The sequence below is a fragment of the Butyrivibrio hungatei NK4A153 genome, from assembly GCF_000424465.1.
Taxonomy (GTDB): domain Bacteria; phylum Bacillota; class Clostridia; order Lachnospirales; family Lachnospiraceae; genus Butyrivibrio; species Butyrivibrio hungatei_A.
This window is the reverse complement of the sequence record NZ_AUJY01000002.1, coordinates 142,578-161,514: the sequence shown is the minus strand read 5'-3', so window position 1 is coordinate 161,514 and position 18,937 is coordinate 142,578. Positions and strand designations below refer to the sequence as shown.

Annotated in this window: 18 protein-coding genes; 3 read left to right on the top strand and 15 right to left on the bottom strand. The window is 41.5% G+C overall.

The features are described from left to right. Positions 1-97: 97 nt before the first annotated feature. From G628_RS0103580 to G628_RS0103545, 8 genes are all read right to left on the bottom strand, one after another. A complete protein-coding gene (locus tag G628_RS0103580; RefSeq protein WP_026655972.1) occupies positions 98-811 on the bottom strand; it encodes a hypothetical protein in 714 nt (237 codons plus the stop codon). Between the two features lie 221 nt (positions 812-1,032). Then, a complete protein-coding gene (pgmB, locus tag G628_RS0103575) occupies positions 1,033-1,689 on the bottom strand; it encodes a beta-phosphoglucomutase (RefSeq protein WP_027208471.1) in 657 nt (218 codons plus the stop codon). Continuing rightward, on the bottom strand, positions 1,686-3,941 hold the full coding sequence (locus tag G628_RS0103570; RefSeq protein ID WP_034500601.1) for a glycoside hydrolase family 65 protein: 2,256 nt from the start codon (positions 3,939-3,941) through the stop codon (positions 1,686-1,688). Before G628_RS0103570 ends, pgmB begins: the two co-directional genes overlap by 4 nt. Positions 3,942-3,958: 17 nt before the next feature. Further along, positions 3,959-4,801, bottom strand: coding sequence for a carbohydrate ABC transporter permease (locus G628_RS0103565; RefSeq protein WP_027208469.1), 843 nt, complete (start codon positions 4,799-4,801; stop codon positions 3,959-3,961). Continuing rightward, a complete protein-coding gene (locus tag G628_RS0103560; RefSeq protein WP_026655976.1) occupies positions 4,802-5,647 on the bottom strand; it encodes a carbohydrate ABC transporter permease in 846 nt (281 codons plus the stop codon). Between the two features lie 65 nt (positions 5,648-5,712). Next, complete coding sequence (locus tag G628_RS0103555; protein ID WP_026655977.1) at positions 5,713-6,978, bottom strand: sugar ABC transporter substrate-binding protein; 1,266 nt, start codon at positions 6,976-6,978, stop codon at positions 5,713-5,715. A gap of 214 nt (positions 6,979-7,192) precedes the next feature. Beyond that, positions 7,193-8,164 carry a LacI family DNA-binding transcriptional regulator gene (locus G628_RS0103550; RefSeq protein ID WP_027208468.1) on the bottom strand — a complete coding sequence of 324 codons (972 nt, stop codon included), beginning with the start codon at positions 8,162-8,164 and terminating at the stop codon, positions 7,193-7,195. A 36-nt stretch (positions 8,165-8,200) separates the two neighbouring features. Further along, entirely contained in the window at positions 8,201-9,187 is a 987-nt protein-coding gene (locus tag G628_RS0103545) for a diaminopimelate dehydrogenase (protein WP_026655979.1), read from the bottom strand. Between the two features lie 179 nt (positions 9,188-9,366). Here G628_RS0103545 and G628_RS0103540 point away from each other — a divergent pair, with 179 nt between their 5' ends. Continuing rightward, positions 9,367-10,011: a hypothetical protein gene (locus tag G628_RS0103540; protein WP_026667145.1), complete on the top strand. Its 645-nt coding sequence runs from the start codon at positions 9,367-9,369 to the stop codon at positions 10,009-10,011. Between the two features lie 78 nt (positions 10,012-10,089). Continuing rightward, complete coding sequence (locus G628_RS0103535) at positions 10,090-10,284, top strand: SEL1-like repeat protein (RefSeq protein ID WP_026655981.1); 195 nt, start codon at positions 10,090-10,092, stop codon at positions 10,282-10,284. Positions 10,285-10,313: 29 nt separating this feature from the next. Here the strand turns inward: G628_RS0103535 and G628_RS0103530 are convergent, their stop codons facing one another. The 7 genes from G628_RS0103530 to metE form a co-directional block, all read right to left on the bottom strand. Further along, positions 10,314-10,880, bottom strand: a complete 567-nt coding sequence (locus G628_RS0103530; RefSeq protein WP_026655982.1) for an alpha/beta hydrolase — start codon at positions 10,878-10,880, stop codon at positions 10,314-10,316. A 75-nt stretch (positions 10,881-10,955) separates the two neighbouring features. Beyond that, positions 10,956-11,906 (bottom strand): lysozyme inhibitor LprI family protein, encoded by a 951-nt coding sequence (locus G628_RS0103525; protein WP_027208467.1) that lies wholly within the window; start codon positions 11,904-11,906, stop codon positions 10,956-10,958. Positions 11,907-11,925: 19 nt separating this feature from the next. Continuing rightward, a complete protein-coding gene (locus G628_RS0103520) occupies positions 11,926-12,591 on the bottom strand; it encodes an HAD family hydrolase (protein ID WP_027208466.1) in 666 nt (221 codons plus the stop codon). A 76-nt stretch (positions 12,592-12,667) separates the two neighbouring features. Continuing rightward, positions 12,668-12,913 (bottom strand): hypothetical protein, encoded by a 246-nt coding sequence (locus G628_RS18395; protein ID WP_074461911.1) that lies wholly within the window; start codon positions 12,911-12,913, stop codon positions 12,668-12,670. A gap of 246 nt (positions 12,914-13,159) precedes the next feature. Next, positions 13,160-14,344 carry a cation:proton antiporter gene (locus G628_RS0103515; RefSeq protein ID WP_026667143.1) on the bottom strand — a complete coding sequence of 395 codons (1,185 nt, stop codon included), beginning with the start codon at positions 14,342-14,344 and terminating at the stop codon, positions 13,160-13,162. Between the two features lie 183 nt (positions 14,345-14,527). Further along, a complete protein-coding gene (gene metF, locus G628_RS0103510; RefSeq protein ID WP_027208465.1) occupies positions 14,528-15,388 on the bottom strand; it encodes a methylenetetrahydrofolate reductase [NAD(P)H] in 861 nt (286 codons plus the stop codon). 8 nt (positions 15,389-15,396) lie between these two features. Further along, positions 15,397-17,676: a 5-methyltetrahydropteroyltriglutamate--homocysteine S-methyltransferase gene (metE, locus tag G628_RS0103505; protein WP_027208464.1), complete on the bottom strand. Its 2,280-nt coding sequence runs from the start codon at positions 17,674-17,676 to the stop codon at positions 15,397-15,399. A 192-nt stretch (positions 17,677-17,868) separates the two neighbouring features. Here metE and G628_RS0103500 point away from each other — a divergent pair, with 192 nt between their 5' ends. After that, the gene (locus G628_RS0103500; protein WP_027208463.1) at positions 17,869-18,774 is read left to right on the top strand and encodes a LysR family transcriptional regulator; all 906 of its coding nucleotides are present in this window, start codon (positions 17,869-17,871) and stop codon (positions 18,772-18,774) included. Positions 18,775-18,937 lie beyond the last annotated feature (163 nt).

Sequence of the window (18,937 nt, the reverse complement as noted above, 5' to 3'; positions counted from 1 at the left end):
GGTACATTGTCTCAACATGATTCATAAGAATCGAAAAACCCTGCCCGAAAATCGGACAGGGTTCATTAAATATTAAAATGCTAAAAAATACTTTGTATTACTTTGATGTAGATACGTTTGGTTTATATGCACCTTTCATATTAGGCTTATATGCACCCTTCACATTAGGCTTTGAAGCGCCCTTAACCTCGGGTGTGTCATTGACAGGCTGAGGCTGTGGCTGTGGTGTTACAACCGGTGCGGGTGTAGGCTCCGGTGTAGAATCTGAATCATTATCATGATTATCATTGTCTTCATGATGTTCAGGTTCAGGTGTTGGCTCCGGTGCAGGCGCTGGTGTAGGTTCACAAACCGGCGCAGGAGCTGGTGTAGGTGCAGGTGTAGGCTCGCATACCGGTGCGGGTGTAGGCTCCGGTGTAGGTGTGGGCGTACAAACTGGTGTGGGTGTGCACTCAGGCTTTGGTGTGCACTCAGGCTTCGGTGTACATTCCGGCTTAGGCGTACACTCAGGCTTTGGTGTACATTCCGGCTTAGGTGTGCACTCAGGCTTCGGTGTACATTCCGGTTTAGGTGTGCACTCAGGCTTCGGTGTACATTCCGGCTTTACCGGTGGCTGGAAATTCCACCAATCAAATCCTCCACAATATGATGACTCCATTTTAACAGAATCCGAATACTCTGATACCACTTCAAGGTCATCAGTGTTTTTGTCGGTTTTATCTACGAAATAAGAACCGAAACAATAAACTAACGGAACTGTCACTAAAGCAGTGATGGCCATCGCACCTGTAGATAATAATCTTTTCTTCATGTTTTTATACCCCCATGAGCAGTATGATAATGCATTTTTAATATTTTTGTCGCATTAATTACTTTATCATTAACCTTTAGGGTATTCAATACATATACAAAATATATCGCATCTAATGCAATACATATAAAAAGATTCAGCAACCGGCTGAATCTTCTCAATATTAGTCACCATAAAAAAACATTACAATTCTTCTACATTAGATTAATCTATATTTCACTTCAACCCGATAAACAGGCCGTATCACACAGCACTACATCAGGAAGTTCGGTCATATCCTTAATCGGATAAGTCACCTGTGGATGAGTTGATGCCTCACCTATTCCGATACATTTAAAACCTCCCGCAAGTGCCGCATCTATGCCCGAAAGAGCGTCTTCCACAACTATCGCATCCGAAGGTTCTACTCCGAGCATCTCTGCCGCCTTTAAAAAGACTTCCGGATCGGGCTTTGATTTTGTTATATTTGTTCCGTCGGAAACAGCGTCAAAATAGTCTTTAAGCCCAAGCTTCTCAAGTATTTTCTTGGTATTCTTACTGCTTGAACCTATTGCAAGAAGCGTCCCTCTCGACCTTAATGTATCAAGCGCATTCTTGACCGAGACATCAAGATCTTTTTCACTCATGGTATCAAGAAGTGACACATAGATATTATTCTTCTCTTCTGCAATTTTTTCTTTTTCAATAGCAGAATACGTTCTGCCTGCCTTCTCCAAGATAATATCAAGCGAAGCCATTCTGCTGACTCCGCGTAATCTGTCATTTATCTTCTCATCAAAATATATCCCCTGCTCATCGGCAACGGTTTTCCACGCCTTGTAGTGGAGCTTATCGGTAAAACAGATTACTCCGTCAAGGTCAAAGATTACTGCTTTCATTTTTCATACCTCATTTCTTTTACGCCTTTTACCTCGATCTTTTCTCCCCTTAATACTTCGCAGACTGCTCCGCTCTTGGTGACGGTAAATTTCAAAAGGCTCTTTCTGTACTTAATCTTGAAGCTGTACTTCTTCCAGCCCGTCGGCAAGAACGGATCGACCGAAATCCCTTCCGCGTTTATCCGTAGCCCCGCAAAGCCGTTTACTATCGCCATGTAGCTTCCGCCCATATTTGCCGTATGAACGCCGTCTCCGGAGTTGTTGTGCGTATTCAACAGATCGAGTTTTATCGAGTCTCCGAAATAATCCACAGCTTTTTTGTGCATGCCAAGTCTTGACGCAACAATACTGAACACACAAGTTGAAAGAGAAGAATCATGAGTCGTGATCTTCTCATAATATTCAAAGCTCTTTTTCATAACCTCCTTAGGCTGCCTATCCTCAAACAGAAAGTAAGAAAGTACGGTGTCAGCCTGCTTGCAGACCTGATATCTGTACAAATGAAGAGGATGATAGTGAAGAAGTAACGGAAATTCCTCTTTAGGCGTGTTCTTAAGATCCCACACAGGCTTTTGCAAAAATGAATCATCCTGAGGATTAATGCCAAGTTCCTCATCATAAGGAAAGTACATCTTTTCCGCTGCTGCCTTTATCTCCTTAAGCTCCTTGGTTGTCACACCGAGTTTATTAAGAAGCTCTTTTAACCTCTTACTTGACGCGTGCTTCTCGGCAAAAGAAACCGCCATACTCATGTTGTAAGCCGCGCAACAATTGGTGTAATAATTGTTGTCAGTCATACACGTATATTCATCGGGCCCCGTCACTTCATTGATCACAAAGCGCCCCTGTCTGTCATAATTTCCGACATCAAGCCAGAGCCTTGCCGTCTCAAGAAGCATCTCTTCGCCCTGATCAAGCATGAAATCAAGGTCTCCAGTCGTGAGATAATACTGCACGATCGTATAAGCTATCGCACCGTTAATGTGATACGCAGCGGTTCCTGACGGAAAATATCCCGAGCACTCTTCTCCCGTGATCGTTCTCCAGGGATAAAGAGCTCCCTTCTTATGTCCCAAAAGAGCCGCATTTTCCCTTGCTTTATCAAGAATTCCGTACCTATACTGCAATATATTTTTGGCAAGTTCAGGATTGGTCAGTATGAAAAAAGGTGCTACATACATCTCTGTATCCCAGAAATAATGACCTTCGTAGCCTTCACCCGAAAGCCCCTTCGCCGCTATACTGCAATGTTTGTCACGCGTCGCCGACTGAAAAAGCTCATACATATTGAAATTTACGGCCTGTCCAAGCTCTTCATCTCCGTCAATTTCCATTTCAGAATTGTCAAAGAACTCTGTGACATACTCTTTTTGCCTCTCATAAATATCCGCAAGATTTCCTCTCATTGCTTCCTTAAGAGTTTCCCTTGCAAACTCCTCAGGATCGTCTTCGCGGACAGAATCCGAGAACGTTGAATATTTTATAAGCGAAAGTTCCTCTCCCTGCTTAACTTCAGCCTTAACATGGTAAAGAGTCCTTCCCTCTTCTTTGCCGTAACTAATCTCCGCTTTGCCGGGAAGCCTTAACCTGTGCGAAACTGCTGACGCCACTGTTATTCCGCTGACATCTGTCGTGCTTACCGCAACGCTCATATCCTCGCGCCACTTCACAACCTCAACATTAAGAAGTGCTCCGCTGTCATCGGCAAGCCTCGGATCGTCAGGGTTTGAGTAGTTCCTTACATCCGCAATATGATATGACTCTATCTCTATTTCCCCGTCAAAATTTAACGCCTTCACGTTGTACTCAATTGTGAAAAGAGAAGGAATCAGAAATGATGTCATCCTTGTAACCGAAAGTTCTATTTCTTTTCCGTCAGGGGAAATCCAGATTACATGGCGCCTCGTGACGCCCTGCTCCATATCAAGGATTCTCTCGTTCGTACGTACTTTTCCTGTAGTTAAGTCGAACCTGTCACCGTCCGCTATAAGGCATATTGTCTGAGTGTCTGCAACATTTAGCATCGTCTGTTTCTTCTCTATAAGGTTGCACAGACTCTCTGCCTGTTTCATCGGGATAATCTCGTACACACCGTTTATGTACGTTCCGCGCATGGTATTCCAGCCACAAGGAACACCTTCTTCGACATTACCCCTCACGCCTATATATCCGTTTGCATTGGAAAAAAGAGCCTCATGAAGATTGACTTCTTTTTCCTCAAAATTTTCCTGTCTTGTAATGATACGCTTCATATACTTTTCCCTGCTTTTTATCCCTTTACAGCTCCTGCTGCCACGCCTTTTACAATATATTTCTGTGCCGCAAGATAGAAAATCGCAACAGGAATAATTGTTATAACAAGAGCCGCCATAGCTTCATTCCAGCTGATCGTATACTGCCCGAAAAACTTTGCAGTTGAGATCGGTATTGTTCTGTTTGCCGTAGACTTAAGAGTAAGCGAAGGCAAAAGATAATCATTCCATATCCAGATAACATCAAGAATAATAAGTGTCATCGTAGTAGGTTTGAGAATCGGGAAAACAATCCTCCAGAACAATGTCCAAACGCTGCATCCGTCAATAATTGCCGCCTCTTCCAAAGATACGGGAATCGACGATATAAAACCGTGATAAAGAAATACGCCCATTCCTGCGCCAAAACCGATATACATAAATATCAGTCCGCCGACGGAGTCTGTCATCTGAAGGCCTGTAACCTTACTAATCTTGTTCATCTCCTGCATAAGAGGCATCATTATAGTCTGGAAGGGAATCAGCATAGTTGCCACAAGAATTGAGAAAAGTGCTATACTCAGCTTGTTTGCACTTCTCACAAACATCCATGCAGTCATCGCAGACAAAACAACAATGATAGTTATCGAAACAATCGTAATGACGATCGAATTAAACAAAGATATTGTGAAATTCATCTTTCCGATTGCGGAAGTATAGTACTTAAACGAGAACTTCCCCGGAAGCGCCACCATGTTTTTGTACATCTCGGCTCTGCTCTTAAATGAATTCGTAAGTATCAGATAAATCGGGAACAGGTACAGTAAACACATAAGTGCAACAAGTACGTTCGGAATAATCTTTTTTACACTTTTAGCCATTTACATTGCCACCTCCCTTTTCTTTGTTATCGATACCTGAACAAAGGTAACTATCGCAATGATCAGGAAAAAGATAATTGCCTTAGCCTGACCGTATCCGAAATTACTGAGACTGAAAATCTCGTTGTAGATATTAAGCGAGAACATCTCAGACTGGAAATTTGCTCCTTCGCCCGTAAGAGATACGTTGACATCGTAGATCTTGAAACAGTTTGAAAGGGCAAGGAACAGGCATATCGTAAATGACGGCATAAGAAGCGGGAACTTGATTGAGAACAGAGTCTGAAAATAGTTCGCTCCGTCAATTGCCGCAGCCTCCATAACATCATCCGGAATTGCCATGATTCCCGTTATGTACACGATCATCACGTAACCTGCAAGCTGCCATGTTGTTACAACGATCATCGCGATTATTGATTTTGTTGAATCCGTAAGCCAGTTACCAAAACCCACGCTAAGGAAGAACTCACTGAACACGCTCTTCCAGATATATCCCAAGATAAGTCCACCGATAAGATATGGTAAAAAAAGCATGGTTCTGGCAAAGTTCTTTACCTTGAGCCCCGTAGTTACGAGAAGGGCAAAAAACAATCCCAGGACATTTACGGTTATTACACTTATGACTGTAAAAATCGTTGTCCTTGCTGCTGCGTTTATAAACTGTCTGTCTCCGAATACCGCTTTATAGTTACTCATCCCTACAAAGTTTGCGGCGTGTTTGGCAAATCCGTCCCATTCCACAAATGAATATCCGATTCCTATAAAAAACGGAATGATCACAACCACAAAGAATGTGAACATAAGCGGCGCCGTAAACAATGCGTACCATCTTTTTTTAATCTTCATACCTTTATCTCCATAATAGGTGCTGCAACATATGCTGTTACAGCACCCTCATACCGTTAAAAACCTTATTTTGCATTTACAAATGCTTCGTTAAGCTTGTCGATAAGTTCCTCACCCGTCATTGAAGGATTTGTAAAGAATTCCTGTGTGATAGGTGAAAGACTTGTTGTAATGATTCCTGCAGGCCAGTTGCTCATCACCCACGGAATGCTGTCCTTTGATGCCTCTGAGATTGACTTTGAAAGAGGATCGAGTTTGTCTGAAGTCATTCCGTCTACAACAGGAACGAACCCAAACTGATTCATAAGATAATCTGTTCCTTTATCGCTTGTGTAAAGCCACTCAAGAAAATCTTTTGCCATAGTCTTCTCTTCATCCGAAGCATCAACATTGATGTACCACGCTGCGGGAACAGAAACTGCTACTTTCTTATTGCCCTTGATCGGCACGGGAGCGATACCCATGTCAAAATCCACATCGTAATCTTTGAACATTCCGTATGCCCAGTTACCCTGGTGAATCATTGCAGCCTTACCTGTTGCGAAATCACCGCAGTTGTTGTCGTATGTAACATCTACAGGGTTTGTGCAATTCTCACGGATTGCTTCCATAAGTTTTGCAAACTCTTTGAATGCATCGTTGTCTTTCATTTTTACTTCGCCGTTTAATACCTGCTGAAGGTATGCATCAGGATCGTCCTGAACCGCAAACGGTGTATTCAATATATGTGCTATAAGGAAATAATCTTCCTGTGAAAGTCCAAGTCCGTTTATTCCCTTACCCTTTGCTTCTTTAAGAAAATCAATAAGTGCGTCGGTTGAACCTATCTTTGATGTATCTACAAGATTGCCGTCATATACAAGTCCAAATCCCTCGATCGTATAAGGAACCCCCACAACTTTTCCGTCTACAGAATCTTTGAGATTATCGCTTATCTTGCTCATAAAAGAGAGGTCGCTTACATCTTCGAGATAATCTTTCATCTCAACAGACTCAGAACCGGGTGCAAGTGAAAACAGTACAGGGCCTGACTCTGTAGAAATACCTGTTTTAAGATCCTTGTAGTAGTTGTCACCACTTGTCTCCCATACCTCGATCTCAACACCGGTTTCATCCTTGTAATCTTTGGCAAGCTGATTAAGCTGATCCATAATCTCAGTCTTTGACTGGAAAATTGTAAATTTACCCCCTGCGCCGGCACTTTTTGTTCCTGCACCGCCGGCAGAATCTCCACCTGCTGCCTGTGAAGACGATGCTCCACAACCGGTAAGTACGGAACCTGCAAGCATAGCCGTTGCCAAAAGTGCTGCAAACAATCTGTTATTCCTCATAGTTAATTACTACTCCTTTCCCATAACTCCCCTTAAATAAGGTAAAAAGGTTATCTTCTTAACTACATAATCCTATTTTTTACTAAAAAAAGACAATACCCCATCTGTTTTTTAGAGGTATTGTCAGTTTGAACCTTGTATTATTATGTAAAATCAATATAAAAAGAGGCGATTTTAGTAAAATCCACCTCTTTTTTAGTAAAACATTATTGATTTAACTTGTTTTAACTAAAGCGGAATTCCTCCACTTTATCCTCGCACCGATCTTGAGAGATTCGTAGCTTCCCGTCCCTTCAATAAGCTCAACAAGAGACTGGGCTGCAAGGAAACCTCTCTCGTAATTCGGAACCTCTACGGTAGTAAGTCCCATGTACTTGGAAACAAAAGCATCGTCAAAGCCACAGACCGCTATGTCTTCAGGAACGCGCAGTCCCGCTTCCTTAAACTTTCTCATAGCGCCAATAGCCATCATATCGTTTGCACACACAAGAACCTGTGGCATGTGCTCCGAAAGCATCAACAATCTTGCCGCCTGCGTTCCGCTCTTTTCCCTCCAGTTTCCCTCGTAATAATCTCTTCTGTGAAAAGTTATCCCGTAGGCCGAAAGAGCATCACGAAATGCACGGTATCTCTCCTTGTTATCATCCGTATCCATACCGGATAAATAAGCAAAGCGCTCATATCCCGACTTGATAAGTGTCTCAACCATCTCTTTTTCTGCATCATAGTTATTTACTATCACGCTCTTTATTCCCGAATGATTTATCTCCCTATCAAGAACTATTATCGGATAGTTGTTCTCCGCTGCCTTTATCAGCATGGAATCCTCACATCTGTAATCGATGTTGATGCATCCCGCGGAGTACGCATCGGACATATATTTTTCGGCATTTCTGCTTGTGCACACCATAATGTCATAATCCTTGGAATATGCATAATCGCTTATACCATGGAGTATATTCAGATAAAAATTGGTATCGAAGTCACTGAAATTAACTACTATAGTTTTGTTTTCGCTACTTTTTTCCTTTATTCGGATTTTTGGCAGTTCGTAGCCCAGTTCCTTGGCAATTGCAAGAATCTTCTCCCTTGTCTTATCACTCATGTTCCGCTTACCATGCAGAACATTTGAGACAGTTGCTATGGATACTCCGGCTTCTCTAGCTATGTCCTTAATTCCTACCATACCTTATGTCTTTCTGTGCAAAGTAAACAATCTGTCTTACAGTAAGTGTGCTCTAAGCTCCTCACCGCTCTTATCTGATAAATAAGAAGGAGCAATATCAAGCATAGTCTTGCATCCCTTCTGTCCTTCATTGTACATACGGAAAGCAGCACGTGCAACCGCTGTAAGAACGCTGGTTGTAAATTCAGGGTTTGAATCAAGCTTTAAGCTGTACTCAATAACATGGTTGTGCTCTTTGTCTGCACCTGTCTTGCCGCTTCTGAATACGAATCCGCCGTGAGCCATTCCGCTGTGATTCTTTAAAAGTTCCTCTTCACTGATGAAGTGAACTGTTGTGTCATAATCAGCAAAGTAGTTGGGCATTTCCTTGATCTCTTTTTCTACAGCTGCTGCGTCAGCCCCCTCTTCAAGTACAACAAAGCATTCTCTTGTATGCTTCTGACGTGTTGTAAGCTTAGGATTCTGACCGCTTCTTACTGCCTCAAGTGCGCTCTCAACAGGGATTGTATACTGTTTTGCATTCTTAACGCCTTTTACGCGACGGATAGCATCCGAATGTCCCTGAGAAACACCCTTGCCCCAGAATGTGTAATCATTTCCTTCGGGAAGGATCGCATTTGAATAAACTCTTGCAAGAGAGAACATTCCGGGATCCCATCCGCATGAAATAACGGCAACTTTTCCTGACTCTTTTGCGGCAGCATCAACGTTTGCAAAATGCTCGGGAATTCTTGCATGTGTATCAAAACTATCAACAACGTTGAACATCTTTGCATACTGAGGAGTCTGCACGGGAAGATCTGTTGCACTTCCTCCGCAAAGGATCATAACGTCAACTTTATCTTTCCAGCTCTCTATATCATTTGTAGAAACAACAGGAACGCCCTGTGTTTTAATCTGAAGTGTCTTGGGATCTCTTCTTGTGAACACTGCCACGAGTTCCATATCGGGAGCTGCCTTAACTGCAAGTTCAACTCCTTTTCCGAGATTTCCATATCCTAAAATTCCTATTCTTATGCTCATAAATAATGCCTCCTTTACTCTCGTAAAGTATATCATATAAACGATAACTTTTAGCATTTTTCTTTCCTTCTAGGACTTTTTTAACTTTTCCGTAACATTCTATTGACCCAAGACTATCCTAGTAGTATAAGTGTATTAGAACCAATAATACACTCGATGCTTATTTTAGGAGACACGATATGAACAGAAAAAGTATCGCCGCTATTACATCTGTGCTGATACTCATACTTATAGGATGCAGCGGAAAAGAATCCAATGACGCTGATCCCCAAAGCAACGAGGTCTCAAAAACAAATGTTAATATAGATAGCTCAGATGCAAAGGCAGAAGATGATGATGCAAAAACAGACAATGTACTACAGATTTCATCCGAAAAAAATACTTCATCAAAGAATCCCGATTCTTTGGTTAAATACAATGGAAAAGACTTATCAGTTTTAAATGATGCAGAGGCAGTTCTTGCAGAACTAGGTGATTACGACCCAAAACTTTCTTGTATAGATGATGAATATAAAAATTACGTCTTTTCTACCGCAAAAATACAGTTCGATACAGCAATTATCGACGGAAAGGAGGCTTCAGTACTTCTCTACATCTACAACCCCGATATAAAGACATCCAAAAATGTCGGTCTTGGAAATTCAGAGCAAGATGTGCTTGATGCATACGGATTTCCGGACGCCACGGACTCAAACGACCCTTCCTATTCTTTTGAATATCATTTTCCTTCATTCGATCTGATATTTGATTTTGAGACCGATAGCCAGACTGTAGAGATGATACGCTACAAAAATACCAATAACCACTCAAAGGCCGCACCATGAAAATCCGAAGCACTTGCTTACCGATACGGAAGTTGCTAATATATAACGCATCAATGCTAATGAAAGGACAATTTTTATATGGATAAAAAACAGAAACTTTTGGATCTTATAGATAAAGCCGGCCGCGGAAGTATAGAAGCAGCAGAAGCAATTGCAGAAGGTTATTTTAAAGGAGATTTCGGAGAACCCAATCCGGAAAAAGCAAAAAAATGGGCATCCTACGCCGCAAAGCACGGCAGTGAAAATGCCCAAAAGTTATTAAATCAATTATGAAAAAACCTATTTTGAAAAAATCTATCTAATTAAGTGTTTATGAAATCCTCCACGTTTTTCATTATACATGCTAAATTGCCAATGTCAGTCTGCACTGAATCAGTTTCAAGTGAATGATTGGCGTTGGCAATTTTTATGCAATCAATACCAAGTTCTTTGCACTTCTCATCTGCAAATGGCGTATCGCACCACGGATCGCTCGTTCCGTGAACAACAACTCCGCATTCTTTTCTAAGATATTTAAAGGTCTGTGCCACCGGTGTAAAGACAATATGCTCGGCATTCACATTCTCCTGCCTGTCATACTCGGCCGCTATCGCTGTTCCGATACTCTTTCCCGCAAAAATAATTCTGTCATATGCAGAATATTCAATATCCTTAAGCTGCTCTTTTGCCTGTGAAAGAGCGATGTTAAACGCCTCAAGCATCTTTTCCGGATTTCCCTTTACAGCAGATGCTTTCTCGGGAAGTTCAAAACTTACTTCGCGTATCTCATAACCGTACTTTTGCGCCAGTTTCCTCGTATAGTAGAGAATAGGCCTTGATGAGTTGTAACCCATTCCCGGGAATATTACCATTAAATTCTTTTTACTCATTACAACAAACTCTTTTCTTAGTATTTATTTTGCTGCATCTCATTCAGCAGATTCTTCCTCTTCCAACTCATCATTTTAAAATGCCCAAGGGAATTCATATTTATCCCCAACATTTGCAGGACCGTCTGCACTTTCTGTCACTTCGAAACATGCTCCCTCATTGCTATATGTAATCTTACCTTTCACGCGACCTTCTTGATCTTCAAAATCATAACCATCCGAAGTTTTAGTAACATCACCGTGAAAAGTTGTAAGTTTGTAAATTCCAATATCGGCAAATGCTGAACCGGACTCCTGTCCTTCGTAAATATAAAGCTCACTGTAAGCATCACCTGTACCCTGATTGTCTATATAAGCCCCATATTCTTTACGAGCAGGGATCTTAACGCTCTGACCTAATTTCTTTGCATAAATGGATGCTAACACGTAGCATCTGTTTTTGTTAATATTTGCAAGTTCTTGTGCGTAAATCATCGGCTGAATCGATCCGCCTTCATACATTGTAGTCATTCCCTTAGCTGCCTTTTCTTTTATCTCATTCCATTCACGTTGTTCTTTCAGTACCTTTTCTTTTGTTGTGGCATCAAGTTCATTGCTCATTCTCTTCCAAAGACCATTAAGCTCAGCATCCCAAACCTCAGTACCATAAGAAGCCACCATGTTCATCTCCATCTGCGTTTCAGCCGCAATATCTGTATATGCAGCTTCAAGTGACTCAACTTGTTCTAACTCCTCCTGAAGCGTACAACCTGAAGCTTGAATACCTTCTACTTTTGCCTTAATCTCACTCGAAAGATCACCTATAGTGCTTTCGTTTGCATTTTCATCATCACCATCACCCGTAATATCCTCGGAGCCATCTGCAACAGCATCCTCCGATAATTCCATGTCAGCATCAGAACCATCATCATCAGTGATTTCTATACTATTTGAATCAGCATTGTCTGTAGTTTCTAAATTTTCAGAGCCACATGCTGTCATTACAATTGAAATTGCCATTGTGATTAATAATAATTTTTTCTTCATAATTCAAACTCCTCTTACATTATAACTTTTCAAAAAAACGGACAACCGCGCTAAGGTCATCACATACCACTTCCGAAAGATCACGCATCTCATCATCGGGGCCAATTATATCCGGTACCATTATGGGGCGCATTCCTGCTGCCTCTGCTGCTCTTATCCCGTTATAGGAATCTTCTATCGCAAAGGTCTCACTTGGATTCACTCCGAGTTCTCTGCATGCGATTGTATATATCTCAGGATTAGGTTTACTTATCTTTACGGCATCTCCTCCGACAACCATATCGAAATAGCCTATGAATCCCGCATCTGTAAGTTCGCTTATGACAAGCGCTTTCCTTGTGGATGAAGCAACACCTACCTTAACGCCTTTATCTTTAAGATATTCCAGTATCTCTTTTACTCCATTCTTAACGGGAAGCCTTCCACCGTCGAATTTCTCATGGAACAGTTTTGAGCTCTCCGCAAGCAGCTTATCCGCTATGCCCGCTCCTAACTTGTCCGCATATGCATTCTCAACAATATCGTGTGTCTGTGCGTTATTGGTACCTATGCACCTCTTAAAGACAGGCTCCACATCTCCGAGCCCGAATCTTTCCCCAAGCTCATACCAGCATGAAAGGCAGGCTCTCTCGGAATCAAATATAACTCCGTCCATATCAAATATCACGTTGTAAGAACATGCCATTTGTCTTTCCTCCGAACTAATAATATAGGCGAAAGTATATCATAAGATACAGAAAAGAACAAAAAAGCACCCCGTTTTACCAGGGTGCCGATCTTACAGTATCAAGCCTTTCCGGATTGTTCAAATATTCGCAGTCCGGCGGCGAATTTACAAGTGAATTGTTTCGTACTTTGCATGAAGCATTCCTACATTCTTTGCATCTGAAACTAATGTGATTGTTATATAGTCTCTTACAACCGACCGAGCAAAAAGCCCAATTACCGTTACGTGCCACAAATGTCCTTCCGCAATTCAGACATATCCTCTTTACATTATGTGCCATAATCCTATACTTCCCAAGAAAAAAAATAAAAAAAATATTACTACTATTTTGTAAAAATAAATTTGCTATAAAGTTATTATAAACTAAAGTGCACGTCCTTAAAAGAGGGACGTGCACAAGTTCAAACATTGTTCACAGTAAGTTCAATCTTTCTGAATTCACTATACTGTTTATTCAATTACACATATTATTTAATTCAATCATCAGCGATATATTATATATATCAAAAAATATCTGAAAACTTTTTTACGCTGCTGCCTTCTTGTCATCATGAGCATAGATTGCTTTCAAAATAACAGGCGTCAATATAGAACTGATAACGATAAGCAGGATTACCGCAGTAAAATACCTGCTGTCGATGATCCCCGCCTTAAGTCCTCTTTGCGCAACGATAAGCGCAACCTCTCCTCTTGTCATCATTCCGACACCGATCTTAAGACTGTCGGAGCCGTTATATCCAAGGACTTTGGCCATAAGTCCGCAACCCACTATCTTACCGAGAAGGCCGACTATAACAAATGCAAGAGAAAATACAATAACCGTTGTATCAACGGATCTTAAATTAGTCTGAAGTCCTACACTTGCAAAGAAAACAGGTCCGAATATCATATATGAGTTTATATCCATTTTTCTGTCGATATACTCGGAATCATCAAGCGAGCTTAAGATAATTCCCGCAACAAATGCACCTGTGATGTCCGCAACTCCAAAATACTTATCCGCAATATAGGAAAATACAAGAGCGAGCGCAAGTCCCATAATGGGAATACGTCTTGTATGACGCCACTTTGTATCAAGCTTCTGCATTATCTTAAAGATAATAATTCCCACAACCAAAGAGAACGCAAAGAAAAGAACAGTCTTAACGCACACCATTCCGATATTTGCACTTGGATCTTTCATACCGATAACGGCTGTAAGCACAACGATACCGATAACGTCATCTATTATCGCAGCACTCATTATTGTAGTTCCTACCTCAGTTGAGATCTTTCCAAGCTCTCTGAGTGCCTGAACGGTTATACTTACAGAAGTTGCCGTAAGAATTGTTCCGATGAAAAGAGCTCTCATAAACTCGACACTTCCCGGAGCCGCAAATCCGTAGAAGCACATATAAAGAACAGTTCCGAAAGCAAGCGGAATTCCAACTCCCGCGCACGCAAGTATTGTAGCTTTTATACCTGACTTTTTGAGATTATCGATATTAGTCTCAAGTCCGGCACTGAACATAAGAAGAATAACGCCGATTTCCGCCATCTGTGAAAAGAAATCACTCTCAGATACGATATTAAGTATTGTAGGTCCTATGATAAGGCCCGCAATAATCTCTCCCGCCACCTGAGGCGCCTTGAGTTTCCTTGCTCCAAGTCCGCAAAACTTAGCCGCAATAACTATGATCGCAAGATTACGCAAAATTTCTAAACTGTCCACTTTTCATCCCTCATTTCTGTTATAAAAAACCTGATTACATCGGCCATATTTTTACCCGAATGCAATCATATTATAATACAACTTAGATTTTTCGCAATCCAATAAACAAAAGTTCGGACAGCGACTCTATATCTGCTATCCGAACTATTTTTTTAATTCACTAATTGTTTATTGGCGCCTGCATCATACTATATTCTTAATACCTTCGCAGATTCTCCTTGCCACTACGGGATTGTTCATCGTATACAGATGTATTCCGTCGATGTCACTCACAAGAAGGTCTATGATCTGACTGAGCGCATATGACATTCCCGCATCAAAAAGAGCTTCCTTGTTGTTCTCGTACCTTTCCGTGATCTTCTTAAATCTCTCGGGGAAAGTAGCGTTGCACATCGTGAGCATTCTCTTTATCTGTGCGGCGTTGATAACAGGCATAACTCCCGGGATCATCGGAACCTCTATGCCCTTAGCCTTACTCTTTTCCCTGAAGTTCATGAACTTGTCATTGTCGAAAAAGAGCTGCGAAAGAAGCACCTCCGCTCCGCTGTCCACCTTAGTCTTGAGATTCTTAAGCTCATCCTCTTCAGTTGCAGTCTCCGGATGCATTTCGGGATAGCATGCGCCGAGTACACAAAAATCATACTTATCCTTCATATATGAAATTACATCCGAAGCATAATGAAAATCATCTTTCTCTGGAATATTCGCATTTCTGTCGCCTCTAAGTGCAAGGATGTTTTCAATCCCTTCATTCTTAAGAGCCGCCGCAAACTCATCAATCTCATTCTTGTCATAGTGAAGACTCGTTAAATGAACCACAGGTTCAACGCCATATTTATGCTTTATCTTCTTTGCAATCTCAATCGTATTGTTTGAACCTACGCTTCCGCCCGCTCCGAAAGTCACGCTTATAAAATCCGGTTTAAGTTCACAGAGAACATCAAGTGTCTCATCTATCGCCTCAAGCACCTTATCTTTTTTCGGAGGAAAAATCTCAAATGAAAGAGTTTTTCTGCCTTCTTTATATAAATCCGATACTTTCAACTTCTTACTTATCCTCTCACTGTCTTTGCTGCCTTAACAAGATTTATAAGGCTCTCTTTGGTCTCGGGAATTCCCCTTGTCTTAAGTCCGCAGTCGGGATTTACCCAGAGCTTGCTGTCATCGATCCTGCCACGCATCTTACCAAGTGCATCCACAATCTCCTGAACGGAAGGAACACGGGGACTGTGAATGTCATAGACACCGGGACCTACTTCCGTCTTGAAGTTATTTGCCTTTAACGAATCAAGAATCTGAAGATCGGATCTTGAAGCCTCAAAAGTAATAACGTCCGCATCCATAGCATCGATCACAGGAATGATATCCGTAAACTCGCTGTAGCACATATGAGTGTGAATCTGTGTTTCCGGCTTTACCCCGCTGTGCACAAGTCTGAATGCGGGAATCGCAAAATCAAGATACTCGCTGTACCAGTCTGACTTTCTAAGAGGGAGCTTTTCCCTGAGCGCCGCCTCATCGATCTGGATGATCTCAATTCCCGCCTTTTCAAGGTCAAGAACCTCATCTCTTATCGCAAGCGCAAGCTGCAAAATGCTCTCCTTAATGGAAATGTCTTCTCTCGGGAAAGACCAGTTAAGGATAGTAACAGGTCCTGTGAGCATTCCCTTCATAGGCTTATTTGAGCAGCTCTTTGCGTATTTTGACCATTCTACGGTAATAGGGCTCTTTCTTGATACGTCGCCCCAGATGATCGGAGGCTTAACGCATCTTGTACCGTAGGACTGAACCCACGCCTTCTCAGTGAACACATATCCCGAGAGGTGTTCTCCAAAATACTCGACCATGTCATTTCTTTCGTATTCACCGTGAACAAGTACGTCGAGCCCTATCTCCTCCTGAAACTCTATGCACTTTTTAATCTTCTCTTTGTTAAAGGCAACATACTGTTCTTTGCTGATATTTCCTTTTCTGTAGTCCTGTCTGTTCCTTCTTACATCCGTAGTCTGAGGGAACGAACCTATTGTAGTTGTGGGGAAAAGAGGGAGTCCCAATTTATCTTTTTGAATCTTTTCTCTCTCATTAAACTCAGGACTTCTCTCGTAGTCGCTCTCTTTTATATTTGAAACTCTCTCTCTTACCGCCTCATCTACGCTATCAACTCTGTTCTTAAAAAGCTCTGCGTTTGCCGCAAACTTTACAGAGGCTGATACCTTCTTTACATCCTTCTCATCCGCAAGCTCCGCTATATCCTTAAGCTCTGACAATTTCTCTTTTGCGAACGCGAAATGCTTCTTGTACTCATCGGAAATCTTGTGCTCACTCTCAAGTGTGTACGGCACATGAAGAAGCGAACAGGATGTATTTACAACAATGTTGTCCGCACCTGTAACACCTTGAAGCTTTCTTATTATTTCAAGAGACTTACCGTAATTATTCTTCCAGATATTTTTGCCGTTAACCACTCCCGCAAAAAGGAGCTTATCTGCAGGGAAGCCGTTCTTTTTGACAAGCTCAAGAGATTCTTTCCCCTCAATGAAATCCAGACCAACCGCATCAAAATCAAGCTGTGTAAGTAAGTTGTAAATATCTCGCACATCTCCGAAGTATGTCTGAAGAAGAACCTTGGTGTTTCCCTTTCCGGCAAGAATACTACGATACAGTCTCTCGAAAAGCTTAATGTCATCAAGCGAAAGATCTCTCACAAGATAAGGCTCGTCAAACTCAGCCCACTTTGCGCCGATCTCTCCAAGCTTTGAAAGATATGTCACATACTCTTTTGCAAGAACCTGCTCAAAATCTGAAATGTTCTTTTTTCCTGTAAATCTTGCAAGCTTCAAAAATGTAAAAGGTCCGATAATGCTGACCTTAAGATTATCTGCATACTCAGATGCCTCCTTGAACTCGTCAAAAGGCTTTGTTCCGACGAGCTTGATCTGCGTGTTGTCGTCAATCTCAGGAACAAGGTAGTGATAGTTTGTGTTAAACCACTTCTTCATTGCAAATGCTTTGACGTTTCCCTTTTCTCCCTGATAGCCCCTGGCCATGGCAAAAAAAGTATCTATATCAGAAAGTCCGAGCTCTCTGTATCTGTCCGGTATGATATTGAAAAGCACAGCAACATCAAGCATATTGTCATAAAAAGAAAAATCGTTTACAGAAATAAAATCTATTCCGCTTGCTTTCTGAAGCTCCAAGTTCTCTTTTCTTAATTTTAGTGCTGTAGTTTTGAGCTCTTTTTCGTCTATTTCATTCTTAAAGTATTTCTCAGATGCAAATTTAAGTTCTCTGTCTTTTCCCACTCTTGGGTATCCGATAACCGCTGTTCTCATACGCTTTCCTCTCTTATAAATGTGTATTTATGCAACGCCAATAAGCATTGTTCTTTATCTCTTGTTCTTCGGCACACTGCGCCTGTTTCACTGTGGTAAATAGAAGTATAACCAGTTTTTATCCATAGGTAAAATATGTTTTTTATACCTTATATCATAGATTTAACCTATAATAGATGATATACTTACTTCATGACACTAAAACAATTAAATTACGTGGTAACCGTGGCTGAAACAGGCAACATCACAGAAGCTGCCAAAAAGCTCTTTATCGCCCAGCCAAGTCTTACCAGCGCTATTCAGGAAATTGAAAAAGAATATAAAATAACAATCTTCAACAGAACAAAGAGGGGAATCAGTATAACCACCGAAGGAACCGAGTTTCTTGGCTATGCACGCCAGCTCCTTGAACAGGCAAATCTTATCGAAGAACGATACACGGGAAAGCCTGTCGGAAAGACAAAGTTCTACATCTCTTCCCAGCACTACTCTTTTGTCGTTGAAGCATTTGTCGAGCTGTTAAAAAAACACGGCGGTGAAAAGTATGAGTTTCACATGAGGGAAACCCAGACCTACGACATCATCGAGGACGTCGCGCGCCTTAGAAGCGAGATTGGCGTGTTGTATATGAATAAATTTAACGAGACGGTCATAAAAAAGGAGCTTCGCGATAATGACTTGTCTTTTACTCCGTTATTCAAGGCAAAGCCTCATGTGTTCATCGGAAAGAACTCTCCTCTTGCCAAGAAAAAAAGTCTTACGCTTGATGATTTAAAACCTTACCCAAGGCTATCTTACGAGCAGGGAACGCACAACTCTTTTTACTTCTCAGAAGAGATACTCAGTACTCAGGACTCCGACAAAGATCTTGTTGTCTGCGACAGAGCGACTCTTTTTAACCTGCTGATAGGGCTAAACGGCTACACAATCTGTAGCGGTGTGATCAATGAAAATCTGAACGGAGCAAATATAGTCGCGCGCCCGCTTAAAGTTGATGATTACATGGAAGTCGGATATATCCTCAAAAATTCTGTGGGGGTATCGCCGCTGACTCAGAGCTATATCGAGATAATAAAGAAACTTGTGAAAAAGAAATAAAAAACATGACACAAAAATAAGTGATAACTTGGGCAAATGAGCTCTTGTTATCACTTGTTTTATCTGTGCGAATGGGCACTATATATTTATTAAGTTTGTTATGAAGAAGCTTCGTATGCACAGAAATTTGCATAGGAAGGCACTTCGTGCCGCAAATTTCGCG

What these genes read in the sequence shown, in the direction of transcription:
- G628_RS0103500 (WP_027208463.1), top strand. Translation starts at nt 17,869, where the DNA reads ATGACACTAAAACAATTAAATTACGTGGTAACCGTGGCTGAAACAGGC.
- G628_RS0103525 (WP_027208467.1), bottom strand. Translation starts at nt 11,906, where the DNA reads ATGAAGAAAAAATTATTATTAATCACAATGGCAATTTCAATTGTAATG.
- G628_RS0103565 (WP_027208469.1), bottom strand. Translation starts at nt 4,801, where the DNA reads ATGGCTAAAAGTGTAAAAAAGATTATTCCGAACGTACTTGTTGCACTT.
- G628_RS0103560 (WP_026655976.1), bottom strand. Translation starts at nt 5,647, where the DNA reads ATGAAGATTAAAAAAAGATGGTACGCATTGTTTACGGCGCCGCTTATG.
- pgmB (WP_027208471.1), bottom strand. Translation starts at nt 1,689, where the DNA reads ATGAAAGCAGTAATCTTTGACCTTGACGGAGTAATCTGTTTTACCGAT.
- G628_RS18395 (WP_074461911.1), bottom strand. Translation starts at nt 12,913, where the DNA reads ATGGCACATAATGTAAAGAGGATATGTCTGAATTGCGGAAGGACATTT.
- G628_RS0103540 (WP_026667145.1), top strand. Translation starts at nt 9,367, where the DNA reads ATGAACAGAAAAAGTATCGCCGCTATTACATCTGTGCTGATACTCATA.
- G628_RS0103535 (WP_026655981.1), top strand. Translation starts at nt 10,090, where the DNA reads ATGGATAAAAAACAGAAACTTTTGGATCTTATAGATAAAGCCGGCCGC.
- G628_RS0103530 (WP_026655982.1), bottom strand. Translation starts at nt 10,880, where the DNA reads ATGAGTAAAAAGAATTTAATGGTAATATTCCCGGGAATGGGTTACAAC.
- G628_RS0103545 (WP_026655979.1), bottom strand. Translation starts at nt 9,187, where the DNA reads ATGAGCATAAGAATAGGAATTTTAGGATATGGAAATCTCGGAAAAGGA.
- G628_RS0103520 (WP_027208466.1), bottom strand. Translation starts at nt 12,591, where the DNA reads ATGGCATGTTCTTACAACGTGATATTTGATATGGACGGAGTTATATTT.
- G628_RS0103580 (WP_026655972.1), bottom strand. Translation starts at nt 811, where the DNA reads ATGAAGAAAAGATTATTATCTACAGGTGCGATGGCCATCACTGCTTTA.
- G628_RS0103555 (WP_026655977.1), bottom strand. Translation starts at nt 6,978, where the DNA reads ATGAGGAATAACAGATTGTTTGCAGCACTTTTGGCAACGGCTATGCTT.
- G628_RS0103550 (WP_027208468.1), bottom strand. Translation starts at nt 8,164, where the DNA reads ATGGTAGGAATTAAGGACATAGCTAGAGAAGCCGGAGTATCCATAGCA.
- G628_RS0103570 (WP_034500601.1), bottom strand. Translation starts at nt 3,941, where the DNA reads ATGAAGCGTATCATTACAAGACAGGAAAATTTTGAGGAAAAAGAAGTC.
- metE (WP_027208464.1), bottom strand. Translation starts at nt 17,676, where the DNA reads ATGAGAACAGCGGTTATCGGATACCCAAGAGTGGGAAAAGACAGAGAA.